Raw genomic sequence first — 14289 nt, forward strand, 5'->3', positions numbered from 1 at the left:
TCGAAGACTTCACCCGCGTGTGAAGCGCATGGTAAAGCGGCCGCTCTAACCCTCGCCTTGGAACCCTGCCGGCATACACTGCTTCTTGTCCGGGCGCGGTAGGGTATCGCAATTCCACAGCGCCCTTTCGCGGCCGCGGGAGCGATCTACGAAATAGTAGAAATCGGGGCGCTTGTCCGGCCAGCTCGTCCGTCCAAGACCGTTCGACTGGACCCGGCCCGGCGTACCGGAGAAGCCAACCACCGTGCACGCCTTCTGAGCCGATCTGCACATTTCCAGACCGACCAGCGCCAATGTGCCCGGGAACTGGTCCGGCTTGATCTGCAGCACGAACAGATTGTCCGAGGCACTGGCCGAGCGAAGCTCGTTGCCGCGCAACATCGCCTCGGGGACGGGCGCATCGATGGTCGGCGGCGGCGGCGGGGCCAGGGCCTCGCCCGGCGCAGGCGGGGCGTCGATGGTCGGAATCTCGGTTTCGGCGCCGGGCCGGTGCGCCGGCGACAAGGCGGCGAGCAGCGGCGTGATCGGCTCGCGGCCTTCGTGCACGCCGCGGAAAGCCGGGGGCTTGCCGATTGCGCCGCGCCAGCGGAAAAAGAGGTGCGTGTTCACCGCCGCGACCTTGTCGACGCTGGAGCTCCAGTTCGGGACGACCCAGTCGGTGTGATAATGGGTCGCCCAGCCGACCGGCGCGTAGACCGCACCGGCAAGGGCACTTCGCGCCATCGCACGCGCGCGCTCCCAGGCGACCTCAGGAGGCCGGCGACGCTGCAGCGATCCGTCGCAAGTGAAGGAGAATTGGCAACCCGTCTGGCGGCTCGATCCCTGGTAGACGACTCCGCAGACAGTTTTCGGAAAGGCGGGATGCCGCATCCGGTTCAGCACGACCTGGATCACCGGCGCCTGATCGAGCATGCGATCCCCCGCTTCGTACCAGGCCGCCGAGGCGAGGCAATCGACCGCACGCTGCTGATCGGCGGCGGGCAGCGCCAGACGGAGAGGCGAGGCGGCGGGCACCGGTTCCTTGGTGAACGGCACCTTGGCGTTGATCGCCTGTGCCGTCGCGGCCGGGACGTCGAGATATTGCACAGGCTCGACCGCAGGGATCGGCAGCGCTTGCGATCGATTCGGATCATCTCCAGTCCGAATGCCGACCGATCGTGCGATCCTCGCCAGCGCCTGTCCGTCCTCGTCGAGCGCCAGATAGGCAAGCGCTCCGCACGCACCGAGCAGCGCCAGGAAGCCGGTGAGAAGGAAAGCCAGCAGGGGCGTCCGCGGCGGCCGCACCTCCGCGCGCGGATCGAAATGCGGCGGCAGCGCGCCCGGCGTCTGGGCCTGCGTTCCGGTCAGCGGGCCGGGCGCCGTCGCCTCATGCGGCGCGGCGCTGGAAAGGGCATCGGGAGACACGAATGCTCAATAGCAAAGTCGGCGAGACGAGCAAGCAGAGTTGTTGTGCAGTGCGGCAAAGGGTGGCTGGCCTCAGCTCAGCGCTACGTCCTGATCGGAGGTTCGGGTGGGTCAGGCACCGATCCCGGCGGCAGGGCCGCTCAAGCGCTCCGTTCAAGTGGCCGCACGCGCCGCCATTCCAGTTTCCGCGTTGGCGACTGGACACGCAGCCAGCTATATCCCGTCCGATCCCAGCTCCGGATCCCTCCGGTGGCGCTGTCGAGCACGACGTCGCCGTCCTCCAGCCGCACGACCAACACCGTGTGCAGGCCGATTCGGCTGCTGAACACGACCGCCAGGAACATCCGATCGGCCGGGAAACCGGCGGCCAGCAATTCCTGCTGCTTCTGAAGCGCGATATCCTCGCAGTCGCCGGCTGCGCCCTTGCCGGTGCCGGACGCCTGCCAATATTCGTCGACTCCGAAGCGCTCGCGGTCGGTCCGCTGGCGTACGCGCGCATTCACATGTTCGTTGATCGCGCGAACCGTCTTGAGCTGCCATCCGCCACGCGCCGTGCTTCCGTTGGAGCGGTCCGGCGGAAGGATCGTTCGAATTGCGCCGGTTCCGCCGACGGACAGCGTCGCTTCCGCAGCGGTCATCGATGTCAGGGGGGGGCATGGCCCGGCGACGGTCGCTTCACCCTGATGTGCCGGCGCGATCGTCTCGGTGCCGCCCGAGTTCAGGCAGGCGACTGTCTCGCGCAACTCCGCGGGAGACGCCGGATCGCCGACGAGCCCGCAAGACCCGGGCTCGCGGAGGCAAAGATCGAGGAAACCCGCTGGAGCGTCGGCACTGTCGCCGAACGTCACGAACGACGGGGCATGGCGCTCCGCGTGTGCGGGGGCCGTGATCGTGATCGCGGCCGCAAGGCCGAGAGCAAGGACGCTGCGAGACACCTTCAGGCTCCTGAACGAGGAGCCGGAGCAGTGGCATCGGCGTCTACCCTATTTGCCTAAGCGATTCGGTTAACCCAAAATTGACCATGTTCGGCGCCGCGCGGGGATCGCCGGAGTCCCGGATCAATCCGCCTGGGAAGCCATGGTCCCCGTACTCATGCCTTTGCGAATTGCGCCAGATGGGCGCGGATATTGGCGATCGTCTCCGCCGGCGCGTCGGGGGCGATTCCCTGCGGTCCTTCCATCGGCTGCTCGATCAGGCGCGTCATCTGCGCCTGCAGCTCGGCCGCTTCCTCGACAATCAGCAGACCCGGCCGGTTGCGGAACTTGCCCGCAGTGTCGAGCTGGTGGTCGGTCGTATGCTCGCGCAACGAGGCCCGGCGCGGCATCAGCAGCGTCTGCTTGCCGATCTCGAGCGCCTGCAGGATCGAGCCCATGCCGACATGGGCGACGAACAATTGGCAGGCGTTGAGATGGCGCTGATACTCGCCGTGCGGCACCATGCGCTTCCACTCGCAGGCCTTCGGCTCATATTCCCCATCGCCGATCTGCAGGAAGACGGGGACGTGCGGGTGCTCGGCAGCCCATTCGTCGATCGCACGAGTCATGCGATCGAAGGGCATCATCGATCCTACGGAAGCGAAGATCATAGCACCTGGCCCCAGTAAGCGACATCTTCCTTCTGGGCGACTTCGGGCCATTGGGAGACGCATGTGTTGACGAATTTACGCGCCATCCGGCCCGAGGAGGAGAGTTTCTGGGTATTGGCGATCGAATCGATCCACAAGGTATGCACCCCCATCATCCGCCCGAGCAGCATGAACGCGAGCATCGGCGCAGAGCCGGTGGTGACGATCACCTTCGGCCGCTCCTTCACCATCACCTTGAGCGCGCGCCAGAAGATCTTTCCGAACGGTTTCACGTCGAAGCGCGAGGCATCGGGAACGATATAGAGCCGTGCGCCGCCGAGATTGTCGACATGCCCCTCGAAGGTGGAGACGTAGGATACGTCGAAGTCGTCGAACGCGCGGCGCATGCGCAGTAACTGCGTCCAGTGCCCGCCGCCCGACGCGACCGCGAGCAGTTTCGGCCGGCTCACGGCCGTAATCTCGCCATGCGCAGTGTTGCACTGCGGAAGGCCATGCTTCTAATCTCCATCGGATCCCCGGATAGTTGCGCGCTGCACGCGATGACCAGCGGGTGATTCCTCGCGTATCCCGTGCTGCAGCGCAACCGCATTCTGTTCGAGACGTGAGAACGCAGCCGTGCACGCGTGGGTGTCCCATCGCTGATCCTGAACGAAGCGATCAGCATGGCACGACGAACCGAGACGGAGTTGAGGCAAGCCGAAGCGAACCGAGGTTAAGCGCAATCGGTTGGAAACTTGCTCCGATCTGGCGAAAAAAATTATCAGCAAGCTCCTCTCGCTCGCCAAGCACCAGCGTAAATCCGCCATTTTCCCGCTTCGCTACGGTGGCGCAGACCGGAAGAGCTGGTCTGCAACCAATCCCGATCGCACCGCCGCCCTGCCGGGGCGACACGCCGCTCCGGTGACGCCAAGACGGCGGTCGGGCCTTGTGCCCAATCTCCTTTCGTGCTCAAGACGCTGTATGCTGCGCCGCAGAAGAGTGTCCTGCTGCGCTGCAGCGATAAAAAGGGACAGTGATGGCAATCAAACCTGTTCGCAAGGCAGTCTTTCCCGTGGGTGGGCTTGGAACCCGCTTTCTTCCCGCGACGAAGGCCGTGCCGAAGGAGATGCTTCCGGTCGTTGACCGGCCGCTGATCCAATATGCGGTCGAAGAAGCAATCGAGGCGGGGATCGAGCAGATGATCTTCGTTACCGCACGCGGCAAGACCGCGATCGAAGACCATTTCGACGTCGCCTTCGAGCTCGAGGCGACGATGCGCGAGCGCGGCAAGTCGCTCGGGCTGCTCGACGGCTCGCGTCTCAATCCGGGCGCGATCGCCTATGTCCGGCAGCAGGAGCCGATGGGCCTGGGCCACGCGGTGTGGTGCGCGCGCGACATCGTCGGCGACGAGCCGTTCGCGGTGCTGCTCGCCGACGATCTGATGGTCGGCACGCCCGGCTGCCTTCGCCAGATGGTGGATGCCTATAACCGGACGGGCGGCAATCTGCTCTGCGCCGAGATCGTGCCCGACGATCAGACCCATCGCTACGGAATCATCACGCCCGGCCAGCGGGACGGTGCCCTCACCGAAGTGAAGGGTCTCGTCGAGAAGCCTGCTCCGGGCACCGCGCCGTCCAATCTCTCCGTCATCGGCCGCTACATCCTGCAGCCGCAGGTGATGCAGATCCTCTCGGGTCAGCAGAAGGGGGCCGGCGGCGAGATCCAGCTTACCGATGCGATGGCGCAGCTGATCGGCAGCCAGCCGTTCCACGGGTTGACCTTTGCCGGGACGCGCTACGATTGCGGCGACAAAGCCGGTTTCCTCCACGCCAACCTCGCCCTCGCGCTCGAGCGCGAGGAAATCAGTGCGGAAGTGGAGCGGTTCGCCCGGGCCCTGCTCGCCGAACGCGGAGCGGTCCGTGCCGCCGCCGCCGTTGCCAATGACGAAGAAGGGAGTGTCGCATGCGTATCGTGATGATCGGATCGGGCTATGTCGGCCTGGTGTCGGGCGCCTGCCTGGCGGACTTCGGCCATCAGGTGGTCTGCATCGACAAGGACGAGAGCAAGATCTCTCGCCTGCGCGAAGGCAAGATCCCGATCTATGAGCCGGGCCTCGAGGATCTGGTTGCCCGCAACGTCGCGGCCGGTCGGCTGTCCTTCTCGACCGACCTTGCTCAGCCGGTCTGGGATGCGGATTGCGTCTTCATCGCGGTCGGCACGCCGGCACGCCGTGGCGACGGTCATGCCGATCTGTCCTACGTCCATGCCGCGGCCGCCGAGATTGCGCCCTGGCTGACCGGATTTACGGTGGTCGTCACCAAATCGACCGTCCCGGTCGGAACCGGCGACGAGGTCGAGCGGATCCTGCGGGATGCCAATCCGAAAGCGGATGTCGCGGTCGCATCCAATCCCGAATTCCTGCGCGAAGGCGCTGCGATCGAGGATTTCAAGCGCCCGGATCGAATCGTCATCGGCATCGAGGACGATCGTGCCCGTCCGGTGCTGGAGGAAGTCTACCGCCCGCTCTACCTCAATCAGTCGCCGATCCTGTTCACCGGCCGTCGCACCAGCGAGCTGATCAAATATGCCGCCAATGCCTTCCTCGCGATGAAGATCACCTTCATCAACGAGGTCGCCGAATTGTGCGAGCGGGTCGGTGCCGACGTGCAGGAAGTCGCGCGCGGAATCGGGCTCGACAACCGCATCGGACGCAAGTTCCTCCATGCCGGCCCAGGCTATGGCGGTTCCTGCTTCCCCAAGGATACGCTTGCCCTGGTGAAGACCGCCGAGGATGCCGGTGCCCCGATCCGGCTGATCGAAACCACGGTCGCGGTCAACGACACGCGCAAGCGTGCGATGGGCCGCAAGATCATTGCCGCGTGCGGCGGATCGGTGCGCGGCAAGACCATCGCGGTGCTTGGCCTGACCTTCAAGCCGAACACCGACGACATGCGCGATGCGCCGGCGCTCGCGATCATCCAGGCGCTCGAGGATGGCGGTGCCACCGTGCGCGCCTACGATCCGGAAGGCATGGAGGCGGCCAAGTCGATGCTTCCGACCGTCGCGTTCGCAAGCTCGCCTTACGATGCGGCAGAAGGCGCATCGGCGGCGGTGATCGTCACCGAATGGGACGCGTTCCGAGCGCTCGATCTGCGCCGCCTGCGCGGCCTGATGGTCGGCGATGCCCTGGTCGATCTGCGCAACATCTACCAGACTGAGGCCGTCGAGGCCGCCGGCTTCGTCCACACCAGCGTTGGTCGCGGCTTGCAGCCGGTGCCGAACGAAGTGGACATCGCCGCCGAATAAAACACCACGATTCGCGGACGCGTTTGCGCCCGCTCCGGCTTTCGCTCTCTGCCAGGACGGTGGAGAGGGAAGGCGGGAGCGGGCGCTTTCGTGTGGGCGAGATGCCGGCGATCGCTCGGACGACTGCAGGCCTGTGGTCGCTTCGGCCGAGAGCCTCCCCAGCCTGGTGGGGCGGGTTGCCCCAGCAGAAGCCGGACGGGCTCAAAAAGCCACTCGCCTGCGAGGGCCGAGGGAATGCGGCTGCTCGATAGCCGGGTGGCGCCCTCAGGAGACTTCCCCTCCGCAGCTGGCACAGCTCGGCCAAGCCTCCGGCAGGCCGACGCACCTGCTGGTGAGGATCTACTTGCCGACAGACCTGGGCGGGAAGGGACGATACGTGTCGCCTGAACGCTCGCGAGGGTATCCCCGCTCAATAGGCGTTGCGGTGGACCAGCACGGCGAGGGTGCGACCGAGAATGCTGATGTCGCGCAGCAGGCTCCAGCCCTGCATATATTCGAGATCGGCTTCCAGACGATTGAGGATGTCGCGGCGATGCTCGGTCGCACCCCTGAACCCACGGACCTGCGCGAGCCCGGTAATGCCCGGCTTGAGCGCATGGCGGTGCCAATATTGGCGGTCAACGCGCCAGAAGAGCTCGTCGCCGGCAAGCGAGCCGAGCGCGTGGGGGCGGGGTCCGACGAGGCTCATCTCGCCGAGCAGCACGTTGAGCAGCTGCGGCAGTTCGTCGATGCTGGTCTTGCGGATAAGACGGCCGACGCGGGTGATCCGATCGTCGTCCCGGCGCGCGGAGCGGTTGCCGGACGCGTCGGCGCTCTCGACCCGCATGCTGCGGAACTTGTAGATGTGGAAGATGCGGTTGCCGCGGCCCATCCGCTCCTGCCGGAAGAACACCGGCCCGGGGCTGTCCAGCCGGATCGCGATCGCAACCAGGATCATCAGCGGCGCAAGAGCGATCAGCACCGGGACGGTGAGAGCGATGTCGAGGGCGCGCTTTTTGGCGCGATTGGCAAGGTTCAAGGGGCCTCTCGATACGACGACGGTGGCTACCCCGCTGAGCTGCTGGATGGCGAGAGGGCCGAGCTCGCTGAGCTCGGGCACGACGATCTCGCCCTGGATATTGGCCCCCTTCAAAACCTGCGCCCATTCCGTCTTGCGATCGGGGGCGCAACTGATGATCACCCGATCATAGTGGCGCAGCACCATTGCCAGCCGGTTCAGCATGTAGGGATCGTCGATGTCCGACCGCAGCGCGGACGAACCGGCATCGATGACGGCGCTGCCGCGATAGGCGTCCGGCACGGGGCCGCCGTCGACGATCACGAGCTCCGCGCGCAGCGAGTTGCCCCAGGTCCGTCGAACGAGGTGGCAGATGAGCACGCGCTGACTAACGGCGAGCACTGCCGAAGCAAGGATCCCGGTGGAAAGCGCAAGCCGTGGCAGTTGGCCCGTGACCTTCAACGAGAAGACGGCGAGCAGGAAGATGAGCATGGTGGCGGCAAGCGAGAGGATCGCCTGGCGCACGCTGGCAGTGGCGCTGGTCAGGACCTTGGGATTGAAGGCCTGATTCTGGAACGCGATCGCGAGATAGACCAGCACGCCGCCGAGGAACGAGGTCCAGACTCCTTCGGACACCGATCCGGCTTGGGCGATGTGAAGTCCGACCATCAGCCCGACGAGCAGCGCCAGCACGTCGGCACCGATCAGCGAAAGGCAGAGAGAGACCCTGAGATTCCGCCGTGCCGCAGGTGCGAACCCGGTCCGGTGCAACTGATTCTGGATCGCCAAGTCAACCTTAGACACGCGGCACCCTTTACTCTGTGACGCAACTGAAACCATGGCCCCGAAGCCTTCCAGCCGCAGCGCCGCAATCCTTTGTTGCGTCGCAGCAGCCACAATCGATCGGGAAAGGCAAGGCGTCTGCGACGCAAAGCGCGTCGTTCTGAGACGATACGTGCTGGAGAAGGGACTCTCCGAAATGGAGTCGGCAGCTCGCCCGGCGCAAGCGAAAGGCCCGAACTTCGCCGAATGATCAGCGGGTTCGGCGGCGCAACGTCGCGGACACCTGTGGAAATACTTCTAGATCAATGCGTTGACTAGAAAATACACGATTGCTGTAAGGGCCAGAAGGAGAATCACAGGTCCAGAAAGCCTCGAGATCAGCTGGACGCCGTGCTCGGCATCATCCGCCGACAGGTTCCAGGGCTCTCGGCGCGTGTGAAGCGCCTTCGGTAACCCGGCGGTTCCAAGCCCCGCCAATGGCGGCTTCACCGCTTGTGCGTCCGGAGGGCCCAACGGGCCTCGCGATCCTTCGGCCATAGCATCCTCTCTGGCGGAACCCCGGATCGGGTTCTCTTGTGCCTAACTCATCCTACAACACAGGATGCCTCAATTCGAGTCGTAGTTCCACAGGCCTGTCTTGAAATTGTATTTTTTCTTCAACTCTGTGGTGGATCGGTCTCACCAAGATCCGTGAGAGGGCACCTAGGTTGCTGCGCAACGCGGGATGGACTGCGGCCTGTTGACGCCGAGTGGCGAAGCCTGGCGCGGCATCGAACGATCATTGGTGTCTCAAGTGTCTGATAAGTCGTCCTGCGCGGTGTAGACGCGAATCGTCGGATCTTGTCTCTGCCGTGTCGACCAAGGCCATGAAGCGCTCGGGGAGAGCGGCGTTACAAGTCCGGGCCGCACAGCATGCTTGCCGTAGCGCATCCGCGTCGAAGCCGCGCACCGCCGCGCATGATCCTTACTACCGGTCCTTGGCGGGCGCGCAGTCATCGGCTTCTGCGTACAGTTTCTGCACGCGCGCGGCCCGCTCGGCCAGTTCGGTTCTCAGCGCTTGCGGCGCTATGACTTCGATCTCGTCGCCGAAGCCCAAGAGCAGGCCGGCGGCAAAACCTATGCTTTCGATGGGAATTGTCGCCTCGCGCCAGCCATCCGCGTCCGGCGCGGCCGCACGCAGGGGCTCAGCGATGTCGGCACCGAGCCGGTCGATGCGATCGAAGCTGCTCGGGGCGGCGCGGAGCCGGGCTTGCTCTCGGCGGAGCCCCTTTTCGAACCGCGCAATCGCTTTCGACCAATAATCGGCGAGATCGAAATCCCGCGGGCGCTCGAACGTCTCGTCGAGCAGGGCGGCCTCGCGGACCGCCGACAGGCGGAAGGTGCGCGGCGCGGTCCTTGTCTTCGCCACCAGATACCATTGCCCACCCTTCACGACCAGTCCGAGCGGTTCGACGATCACGGCGCTCACGCGCTCCCAGCCTTCATAATCGAGCCGCAGACGGCGCCCGCTCCACACGGCCTCCGCGATCAACGGCAGATGCGGTGCCGGTCGGGCGCGCCGATACCAGTCGAGCGGATCAAGGTGGAATCGGTCGGCGACCCGCTGCGCTTCTGCCCGCTCCGCGTCGCTGAGGCCGGCGAGCAGCTTGGCGCGTGCGCCGTGCGCAGCGCCGCTGAGCCCGAGATCGGCTGCGACGAGGGGTATGCCGGCCAGCAGCAAGGCTTCCGACTCGCCGGTGGTGAGGCCGGTGATCTGGGTGCGAAATGTGTCGAGGAGAGCGAAGCCTCCGTCACGGCCGCGATCCGCGTAGACCGGGATTCCCGCGGCACTGAGTTCGTCGATGTCGCGGTAGATCGTCCGCTTCGACACTTCGAGCTTTTCCGCGAGCGCCCGCGCGGTCACCCGTCCGCCGAGTTGCAGCCTGATCAGGATGGTAAGCAGTCGGCTGGCGCGCATTTTTTTGTCTCGCCATCAATAGGTGACATTCCGTGTCATCTATACGGCCGTACAGCAACTCCCAAGGGAGATGCAGCGTGCCTGATCCATTCCAGCTTCAACGCCGTCATGTCATCCACGGTGCCGCCTTTGTGGCTCTTGCCCCGGTGCTTGCGGCGAGGCCGGCCGAGGCGTTCAAGGGTGCCTCGCCAGGGAATTCGATTTCCTGCACGGCCGCTGGCGAGTTCGCCACCGCAAGCTGCGGACGCGTCTGGAGGGGGCGCGCGACTGGTTCGAATTCCCCGGCACCCTGGACGTCAAACCGGTCCTCGGCGGCCACGGCAATGTCGACGAGAATGTTCTGGACGATCCGGCGGGCCGCTATCTGGCGACGTCGCTGCGGGTGTTCGATCCCCGCACCGGGACGTGGTCGATATACTGGGTGGACGAACGCGTTCCCGGCCTCGGCACGCCGGTGATCGGACGCTTCGACGCAAGGACCGGACGCTTCTACGCGGACGAGAGCTTCGAGGGGCGACCGATCGCCGTTCGCTTCACCTACGAGGATGTGCGTCCCGGACGCGCCCGCTGGGCTCAGGCCTTTTCCGCCGATGGGGGCAAAGGGTGGGAGACGAACTGGATCATGGATTTCGAACGCGACCAGGAGAGTGCAGGATGATCGGACACGAGGGCATGCACGCATTCGCGTTCCAAACCGGCCGGTGGCGGGTGCGGCACAGGAAGCTCAGGCAACGGCTGGCCGGCTCGACCGACTGGATTGCGTTCGATGGAACCTGCTCTGCGTGGGAACTCCTCGGCGGCGGCGCCAACGTAGAAGACCAGATGCTGAACGATCCTGCCGGTCCCTACCGTGCCGCCGCGTTCCGGCGCCTCGATCCGGCGACGGGCCTCTGGTCGATCTGGTGGTTCGATACGCGAGTCTCCGCCATCGACCCCCCGGTCGTCGGACGGTTCGTCGACGGACTCGGCACCTTTCTCGCCGACGACACGCTTGATGGCAGTCCCATCAAGGTCCGCTTCCTCTGGTCCGATGTCTCGACCGAGTCCCCACGATGGGAGCAGGCCTTTTCGGCGGATGGCGGCGCACGCTGGGAAACCAACTGGACCATGCAGTTCGAGCGCCTCTCGTGACCCTGAGCCGCCGCGATTTCGTGGCGACGATGGCGGCCGTGCCGCTGGCCGCGGCCCAGAAGAGGAAGGAAGACAAAGCGATGGCGGACTCCGCGGCAAACATCGTCGAGCTGCGTCAGTACACGCTGCGCGGCGGCCAGCGCGACACGTTGATCCGCCTCTTCGAACGCGCCTTCGTGGCACCGCAGGCTGCGGCGAGAGCGCCGGTGCTCGGCACCTATCGAGACATCGACGACCCGGACCGTTTCGTCTGGCTGCGCGGGTTCGAGGGCATGGTCGAGCGGGGAACGGCGCTGCGAACCTTCTACGGCGGTTCTGTGTGGCGTGCGCATCGCGACGCAGCCAATGCAACGATGATCGACTCTGACAATGTGCTCCTTCTGCGCCGCCGGAGCGGCTCTGCGGCCGCTTTGGCCGCGCCCGCTCTGGTCACCGCGACGATCCATTACCTTGGGAGTACGGCGCCCGAGGCGTTTGCGCGCTTCTTCGAAGACCATCTGGCGCCGTTGCTCGTGGCGGATGGTGCCCGGCCGGTGTGGACGCTCGAAAGCGAGACGGGCCCGAACAGTTTCCCGCCGCTTCCAGTTCGCGAGGGCGAGCCTGTGTTGGTCTGGTTCGCAGCCTGGCGGACGCGCTCCGATCTCGATCGGTTCGAGCGACGCTGGGCCTCCCGCAGCGGATGGCGCGACTCGGCGAGTGTCGACCTGTTGCCGGCCCTGATGCGCAAGCCAGAGCGCATCCGCCTTGTCCCCGCGTCAGCCTGACAACGCTGTCATTCTTTGCTGGACCCTCGGAACGGCGCCGGGCTAGAGACGCTGCTTGACGCGTCAAGTGGGGAGAAGACGATGAGAGTGCCGATGCTGGTGGGACTGTGCTTGGGGCTCGGTGTCGCAGCGGCAAGCGCCCATGCGCAGATGAGCCCGGAACAGGCGCAGGCGATCGCCGGCGACCCGGCGCACGTGCCGCAATCGCTGCGCCTCGTCGACGTGCCGAAGCCGACCGGCCCGGCAATCGCCTTGCTCAACGGTCGCGATCTCAACGATTGGCAGACCTGGCTCGGCTATCGCGATCCCGCGCTCACCTATCTCGACAAGCCCGGCGCCAAGCCGATCGGTGCGGGCCAGGGATCGATGTTCAAGATGGTCGAGGTGGACGGCGGCCCTGCGCTCTACGTCAACGGCGAGACCTGGGGCAGCATCGTCCACAACAAGAAGTTTTCGAACTATCATCTCCGGCTCGAGTATAAATGGGGTGCGCAGCGTTACGCACCGAGGGTCGATCAACCCCACAATAACGGCCTGCTCTATCATTCCGGCGGCACGCCGGGCGGCGTCTACGGGACCTGGATGCCGGCGGTGGAGTTCGAGATCATGCTCGGATCGGTCGGCATGGTCGTGCCCGTCGGCACCCATATCGGCGTGCGCACCAGCGTCGGCTACGATCCAAAGATCATCTATCCGCATCGCCGCTACATGGTCGGCGGCCGCACCATCGATGTTGCCCAGCCGGCGTGGAACGTCGAGGCGTCGACCGATCCGGAGCGTCCCGTCGGCGAGTGGAACACGGTCGATCTCTACGTGCTCGGCGACCGTGCGATCCACGTCCTGAACGGCGTGCCCGTCATGGAGGTGCACGATCTCAGCATCCGCGATCGCAAGACCGGCAAGAAACGTCCGCTGACCAGCGGCCGGATCCAGTTCCAGTCGGAAGGCGCCGAAACCTACTTCCGCAACGTCACCGTCGAGCCGATCGCCGCGCTTCCCCGCGTCGTCAAGGACTGAGCCGTACGGCCGAGCGTCGCCATTACGTCCGACGTAATCGACCCGGTGACGTCGAAGCGCCGATAGTCTTCTTCGCCGGCACGGTGCCGGCAAAGGAGACACGCAATGACCGATCTGTTCCTGAAGCGCATCCTGTTGCTCGATGCGGCGAGTTGTCTGGGCATGGGCGCGTTGCTCGCGATCGTCGCCGGCCCGCTCACCGGCCTGTTCGGAATCGACCTGGCGATCCTGCGCGGTGCGGGCCTGCTGCTGCTGCCGATTGGGCTGTTCATCGGCTGGACGGCGCTCCGTCCGGTCCTCCGCCCGCTGCCGATCTGGCTGGTTATCGCCGGCAACCTCCTATGGACCGCCGAAAGCTTTGTGTTGATCGCCAGCAACGCCGGGATCACCGGGCTCGGCCAGGCCTTTGTCGCGGCGCAGGCGTTGATGGTCGCCGCACTGACCTTGCTCGAAACGGCCGGCGTGCTGAAGATCGCGGCCGCGAAGGCATGATCGCCGACGTGCGGGGCTCGGATCCTGCCGAGCCCCGCTTCTGTTCCTGACCGCGCGAGGAGAGTTGCCATGGATCCGACCGTCCGACCCAGGGAGCGGCTGAAGCCGGTCGGCGAGCAGCTCCGTGCCTGGCGCCAGCTCCGCCGCCTCAGCCAGATGGATCTCGCGCTCGACGCCGGGATCTCGACCCGCCATCTGAGCTTCCTCGAGACGGGCCGGTCCAAGCCCAGCCGCGAGATGCTGGCCCTGCTCGCGGAGCAGCTCGATGTGCCGCTGCGCGAGCGCAACCTGCTGCTGCTCGCCGGCGGCTACGCGCCCGCTTATGCGGAGCGGCCGCTCGACCATCCCGATCTGGCCGCGGCACGCCGTGCGGTCGAGCGGGTGCTCGACGCGCACGATCCTTTTCCCGCTCTCGCCGTCGACCGCGCCTGGACCCTGGTCGCCGCCAATCGCGCCGCCGCCGCACTGATGGCCGGCGCGGCGTCCGAATTGCTCGCGGCTCCGGCCAACGTGCTTCGCCTCAGCCTGCATCCGCAGGGCCTCGCGCCGGCGATCCGCAATCTCGGCGCGTGGAAGGCGCATTTGCTCGAGCGGCTGCGCCGCCAGTCCGCCGCGAGCGGCGATCCGCGGCTGCTCGCCTTGTTGGAAGAGCTTTCCGGCTACGACGCGCCCCCGGCGGACGCGTCCGAACCTGACGACAGCGCCGGTCTCTACGTTCCCCTGCGGCTGGCAACACCCGCGGGGGAGCTCAACTTCTTCAGCACGACTACGGTGTTCGGAACGCCTCTCGACGTCACCTTGTCCGAGCTCGCGATCGAGGCCTTCTTTCCGGCCGACGAGGCGACGGCGGAGCGGCTGCGCCAGGCCAAGTAGA

Annotated in this window: 14 protein-coding genes; 8 read left to right on the forward strand and 6 right to left on the reverse strand. The window is 65.8% G+C overall.

The genetic code is table 11. The features are described 5' to 3' along the window. Positions 1 to 45: 45 nt before the first annotated feature. The 4 genes from C7I55_RS17670 to C7I55_RS17685 form a co-directional block, all read right to left on the reverse strand. Positions 46 to 1404 carry a cell wall hydrolase gene (locus C7I55_RS17670; protein WP_233222276.1) on the reverse strand — a complete coding sequence of 453 codons (1359 nt, stop codon included), beginning with the start codon at positions 1402 to 1404 and terminating at the stop codon, positions 46 to 48. 140 nt (positions 1405 to 1544) lie between these two features. After that, entirely contained in the window at positions 1545 to 2339 is a 795-nt protein-coding gene (locus C7I55_RS17675) for a transglutaminase-like cysteine peptidase (protein WP_106514352.1), read from the reverse strand. A 155-nt stretch (positions 2340 to 2494) separates the two neighbouring features. After that, positions 2495 to 2962, reverse strand: a complete 468-nt coding sequence (locus C7I55_RS17680) for a glycosyltransferase (RefSeq protein WP_158266477.1) — start codon at positions 2960 to 2962, stop codon at positions 2495 to 2497. A 23-nt stretch (positions 2963 to 2985) separates the two neighbouring features. Next, positions 2986 to 3438, reverse strand: coding sequence for a glycosyltransferase family protein (locus C7I55_RS17685; protein ID WP_106514354.1), 453 nt, complete (start codon positions 3436 to 3438; stop codon positions 2986 to 2988). A gap of 566 nt (positions 3439 to 4004) precedes the next feature. Between C7I55_RS17685 and galU the strand changes: the two genes are divergently transcribed. Both galU and C7I55_RS17695 read left to right on the forward strand, forming a co-directional pair. Further along, positions 4005 to 4943: a UTP--glucose-1-phosphate uridylyltransferase GalU gene (gene galU, locus C7I55_RS17690; RefSeq protein ID WP_106514355.1), complete on the forward strand. Its 939-nt coding sequence runs from the start codon at positions 4005 to 4007 to the stop codon at positions 4941 to 4943. Then, a complete protein-coding gene (locus C7I55_RS17695) occupies positions 4931 to 6274 on the forward strand; it encodes a UDP-glucose dehydrogenase family protein (RefSeq protein ID WP_106514356.1) in 1344 nt (447 codons plus the stop codon). Before galU ends, C7I55_RS17695 begins: the two co-directional genes overlap by 13 nt. Positions 6275 to 6683: 409 nt before the next feature. Here the strand turns inward: C7I55_RS17695 and C7I55_RS17700 are convergent, their stop codons facing one another. Together C7I55_RS17700 and C7I55_RS17705 are read right to left on the reverse strand one after the other, a co-directional pair. Further along, positions 6684 to 8075, reverse strand: coding sequence for an exopolysaccharide biosynthesis polyprenyl glycosylphosphotransferase (locus tag C7I55_RS17700; RefSeq protein WP_233222277.1), 1392 nt, complete (start codon positions 8073 to 8075; stop codon positions 6684 to 6686). 946 nt (positions 8076 to 9021) lie between these two features. Then, entirely contained in the window at positions 9022 to 10011 is a 990-nt protein-coding gene (locus tag C7I55_RS17705; protein WP_106514358.1) for a helix-turn-helix transcriptional regulator, read from the reverse strand. A 421-nt stretch (positions 10012 to 10432) separates the two neighbouring features. Between C7I55_RS17705 and C7I55_RS28555 the strand changes: the two genes are divergently transcribed. From C7I55_RS28555 to C7I55_RS17735, 6 genes are all read left to right on the forward strand, one after another. Further along, a complete protein-coding gene (locus C7I55_RS28555) occupies positions 10433 to 10669 on the forward strand; it encodes a hypothetical protein (protein ID WP_199192891.1) in 237 nt (78 codons plus the stop codon). Further along, entirely contained in the window at positions 10666 to 11142 is a 477-nt protein-coding gene (locus C7I55_RS17715; protein ID WP_199192893.1) for a DUF1579 domain-containing protein, read from the forward strand. The genes C7I55_RS28555 and C7I55_RS17715 overlap by 4 nt, the downstream gene beginning before the upstream one ends. After that, positions 11139 to 11906 carry an NIPSNAP family protein gene (locus tag C7I55_RS17720; RefSeq protein ID WP_199192895.1) on the forward strand — a complete coding sequence of 256 codons (768 nt, stop codon included), beginning with the start codon at positions 11139 to 11141 and terminating at the stop codon, positions 11904 to 11906. Before C7I55_RS17715 ends, C7I55_RS17720 begins: the two co-directional genes overlap by 4 nt. A gap of 81 nt (positions 11907 to 11987) precedes the next feature. Then, positions 11988 to 12923 carry a 3-keto-disaccharide hydrolase gene (locus tag C7I55_RS17725; protein ID WP_233222278.1) on the forward strand — a complete coding sequence of 312 codons (936 nt, stop codon included), beginning with the start codon at positions 11988 to 11990 and terminating at the stop codon, positions 12921 to 12923. 105 nt (positions 12924 to 13028) lie between these two features. Next, entirely contained in the window at positions 13029 to 13415 is a 387-nt protein-coding gene (locus C7I55_RS17730) for a hypothetical protein (protein ID WP_106514361.1), read from the forward strand. 69 nt (positions 13416 to 13484) lie between these two features. Next, positions 13485 to 14288, forward strand: coding sequence for a helix-turn-helix domain-containing protein (locus C7I55_RS17735; RefSeq protein ID WP_106514362.1), 804 nt, complete (start codon positions 13485 to 13487; stop codon positions 14286 to 14288). The last annotated feature ends 1 nt before the right edge of the window (position 14289 follow it).

It is taken from the genome of Allosphingosinicella deserti, from assembly GCF_003012735.1.
Lineage (GTDB): Bacteria > Pseudomonadota > Alphaproteobacteria > Sphingomonadales > Sphingomonadaceae > Allosphingosinicella > Allosphingosinicella deserti.

Excerpts from the sequence above, each read along its gene's own strand:
- C7I55_RS17680 (WP_158266477.1), bottom strand. The coding sequence starts at position 2,962 with ATGCCCTTCGATCGCATGACTCGTGCGATCGACGAATGGGCTGCCGAG.
- galU (WP_106514355.1), top strand. The coding sequence starts at position 4,005 with ATGGCAATCAAACCTGTTCGCAAGGCAGTCTTTCCCGTGGGTGGGCTT.
- C7I55_RS17695 (WP_106514356.1), top strand. The coding sequence starts at position 4,931 with ATGCGTATCGTGATGATCGGATCGGGCTATGTCGGCCTGGTGTCGGGC.
- C7I55_RS17705 (WP_106514358.1), bottom strand. The coding sequence starts at position 10,011 with ATGCGCGCCAGCCGACTGCTTACCATCCTGATCAGGCTGCAACTCGGC.
- C7I55_RS17715 (WP_199192893.1), top strand. The coding sequence starts at position 10,666 with ATGATCGGACACGAGGGCATGCACGCATTCGCGTTCCAAACCGGCCGG.
- C7I55_RS17725 (WP_233222278.1), top strand. The coding sequence starts at position 11,988 with ATGAGAGTGCCGATGCTGGTGGGACTGTGCTTGGGGCTCGGTGTCGCA.
- C7I55_RS17730 (WP_106514361.1), top strand. The coding sequence starts at position 13,029 with ATGACCGATCTGTTCCTGAAGCGCATCCTGTTGCTCGATGCGGCGAGT.
- C7I55_RS17735 (WP_106514362.1), top strand. The coding sequence starts at position 13,485 with ATGGATCCGACCGTCCGACCCAGGGAGCGGCTGAAGCCGGTCGGCGAG.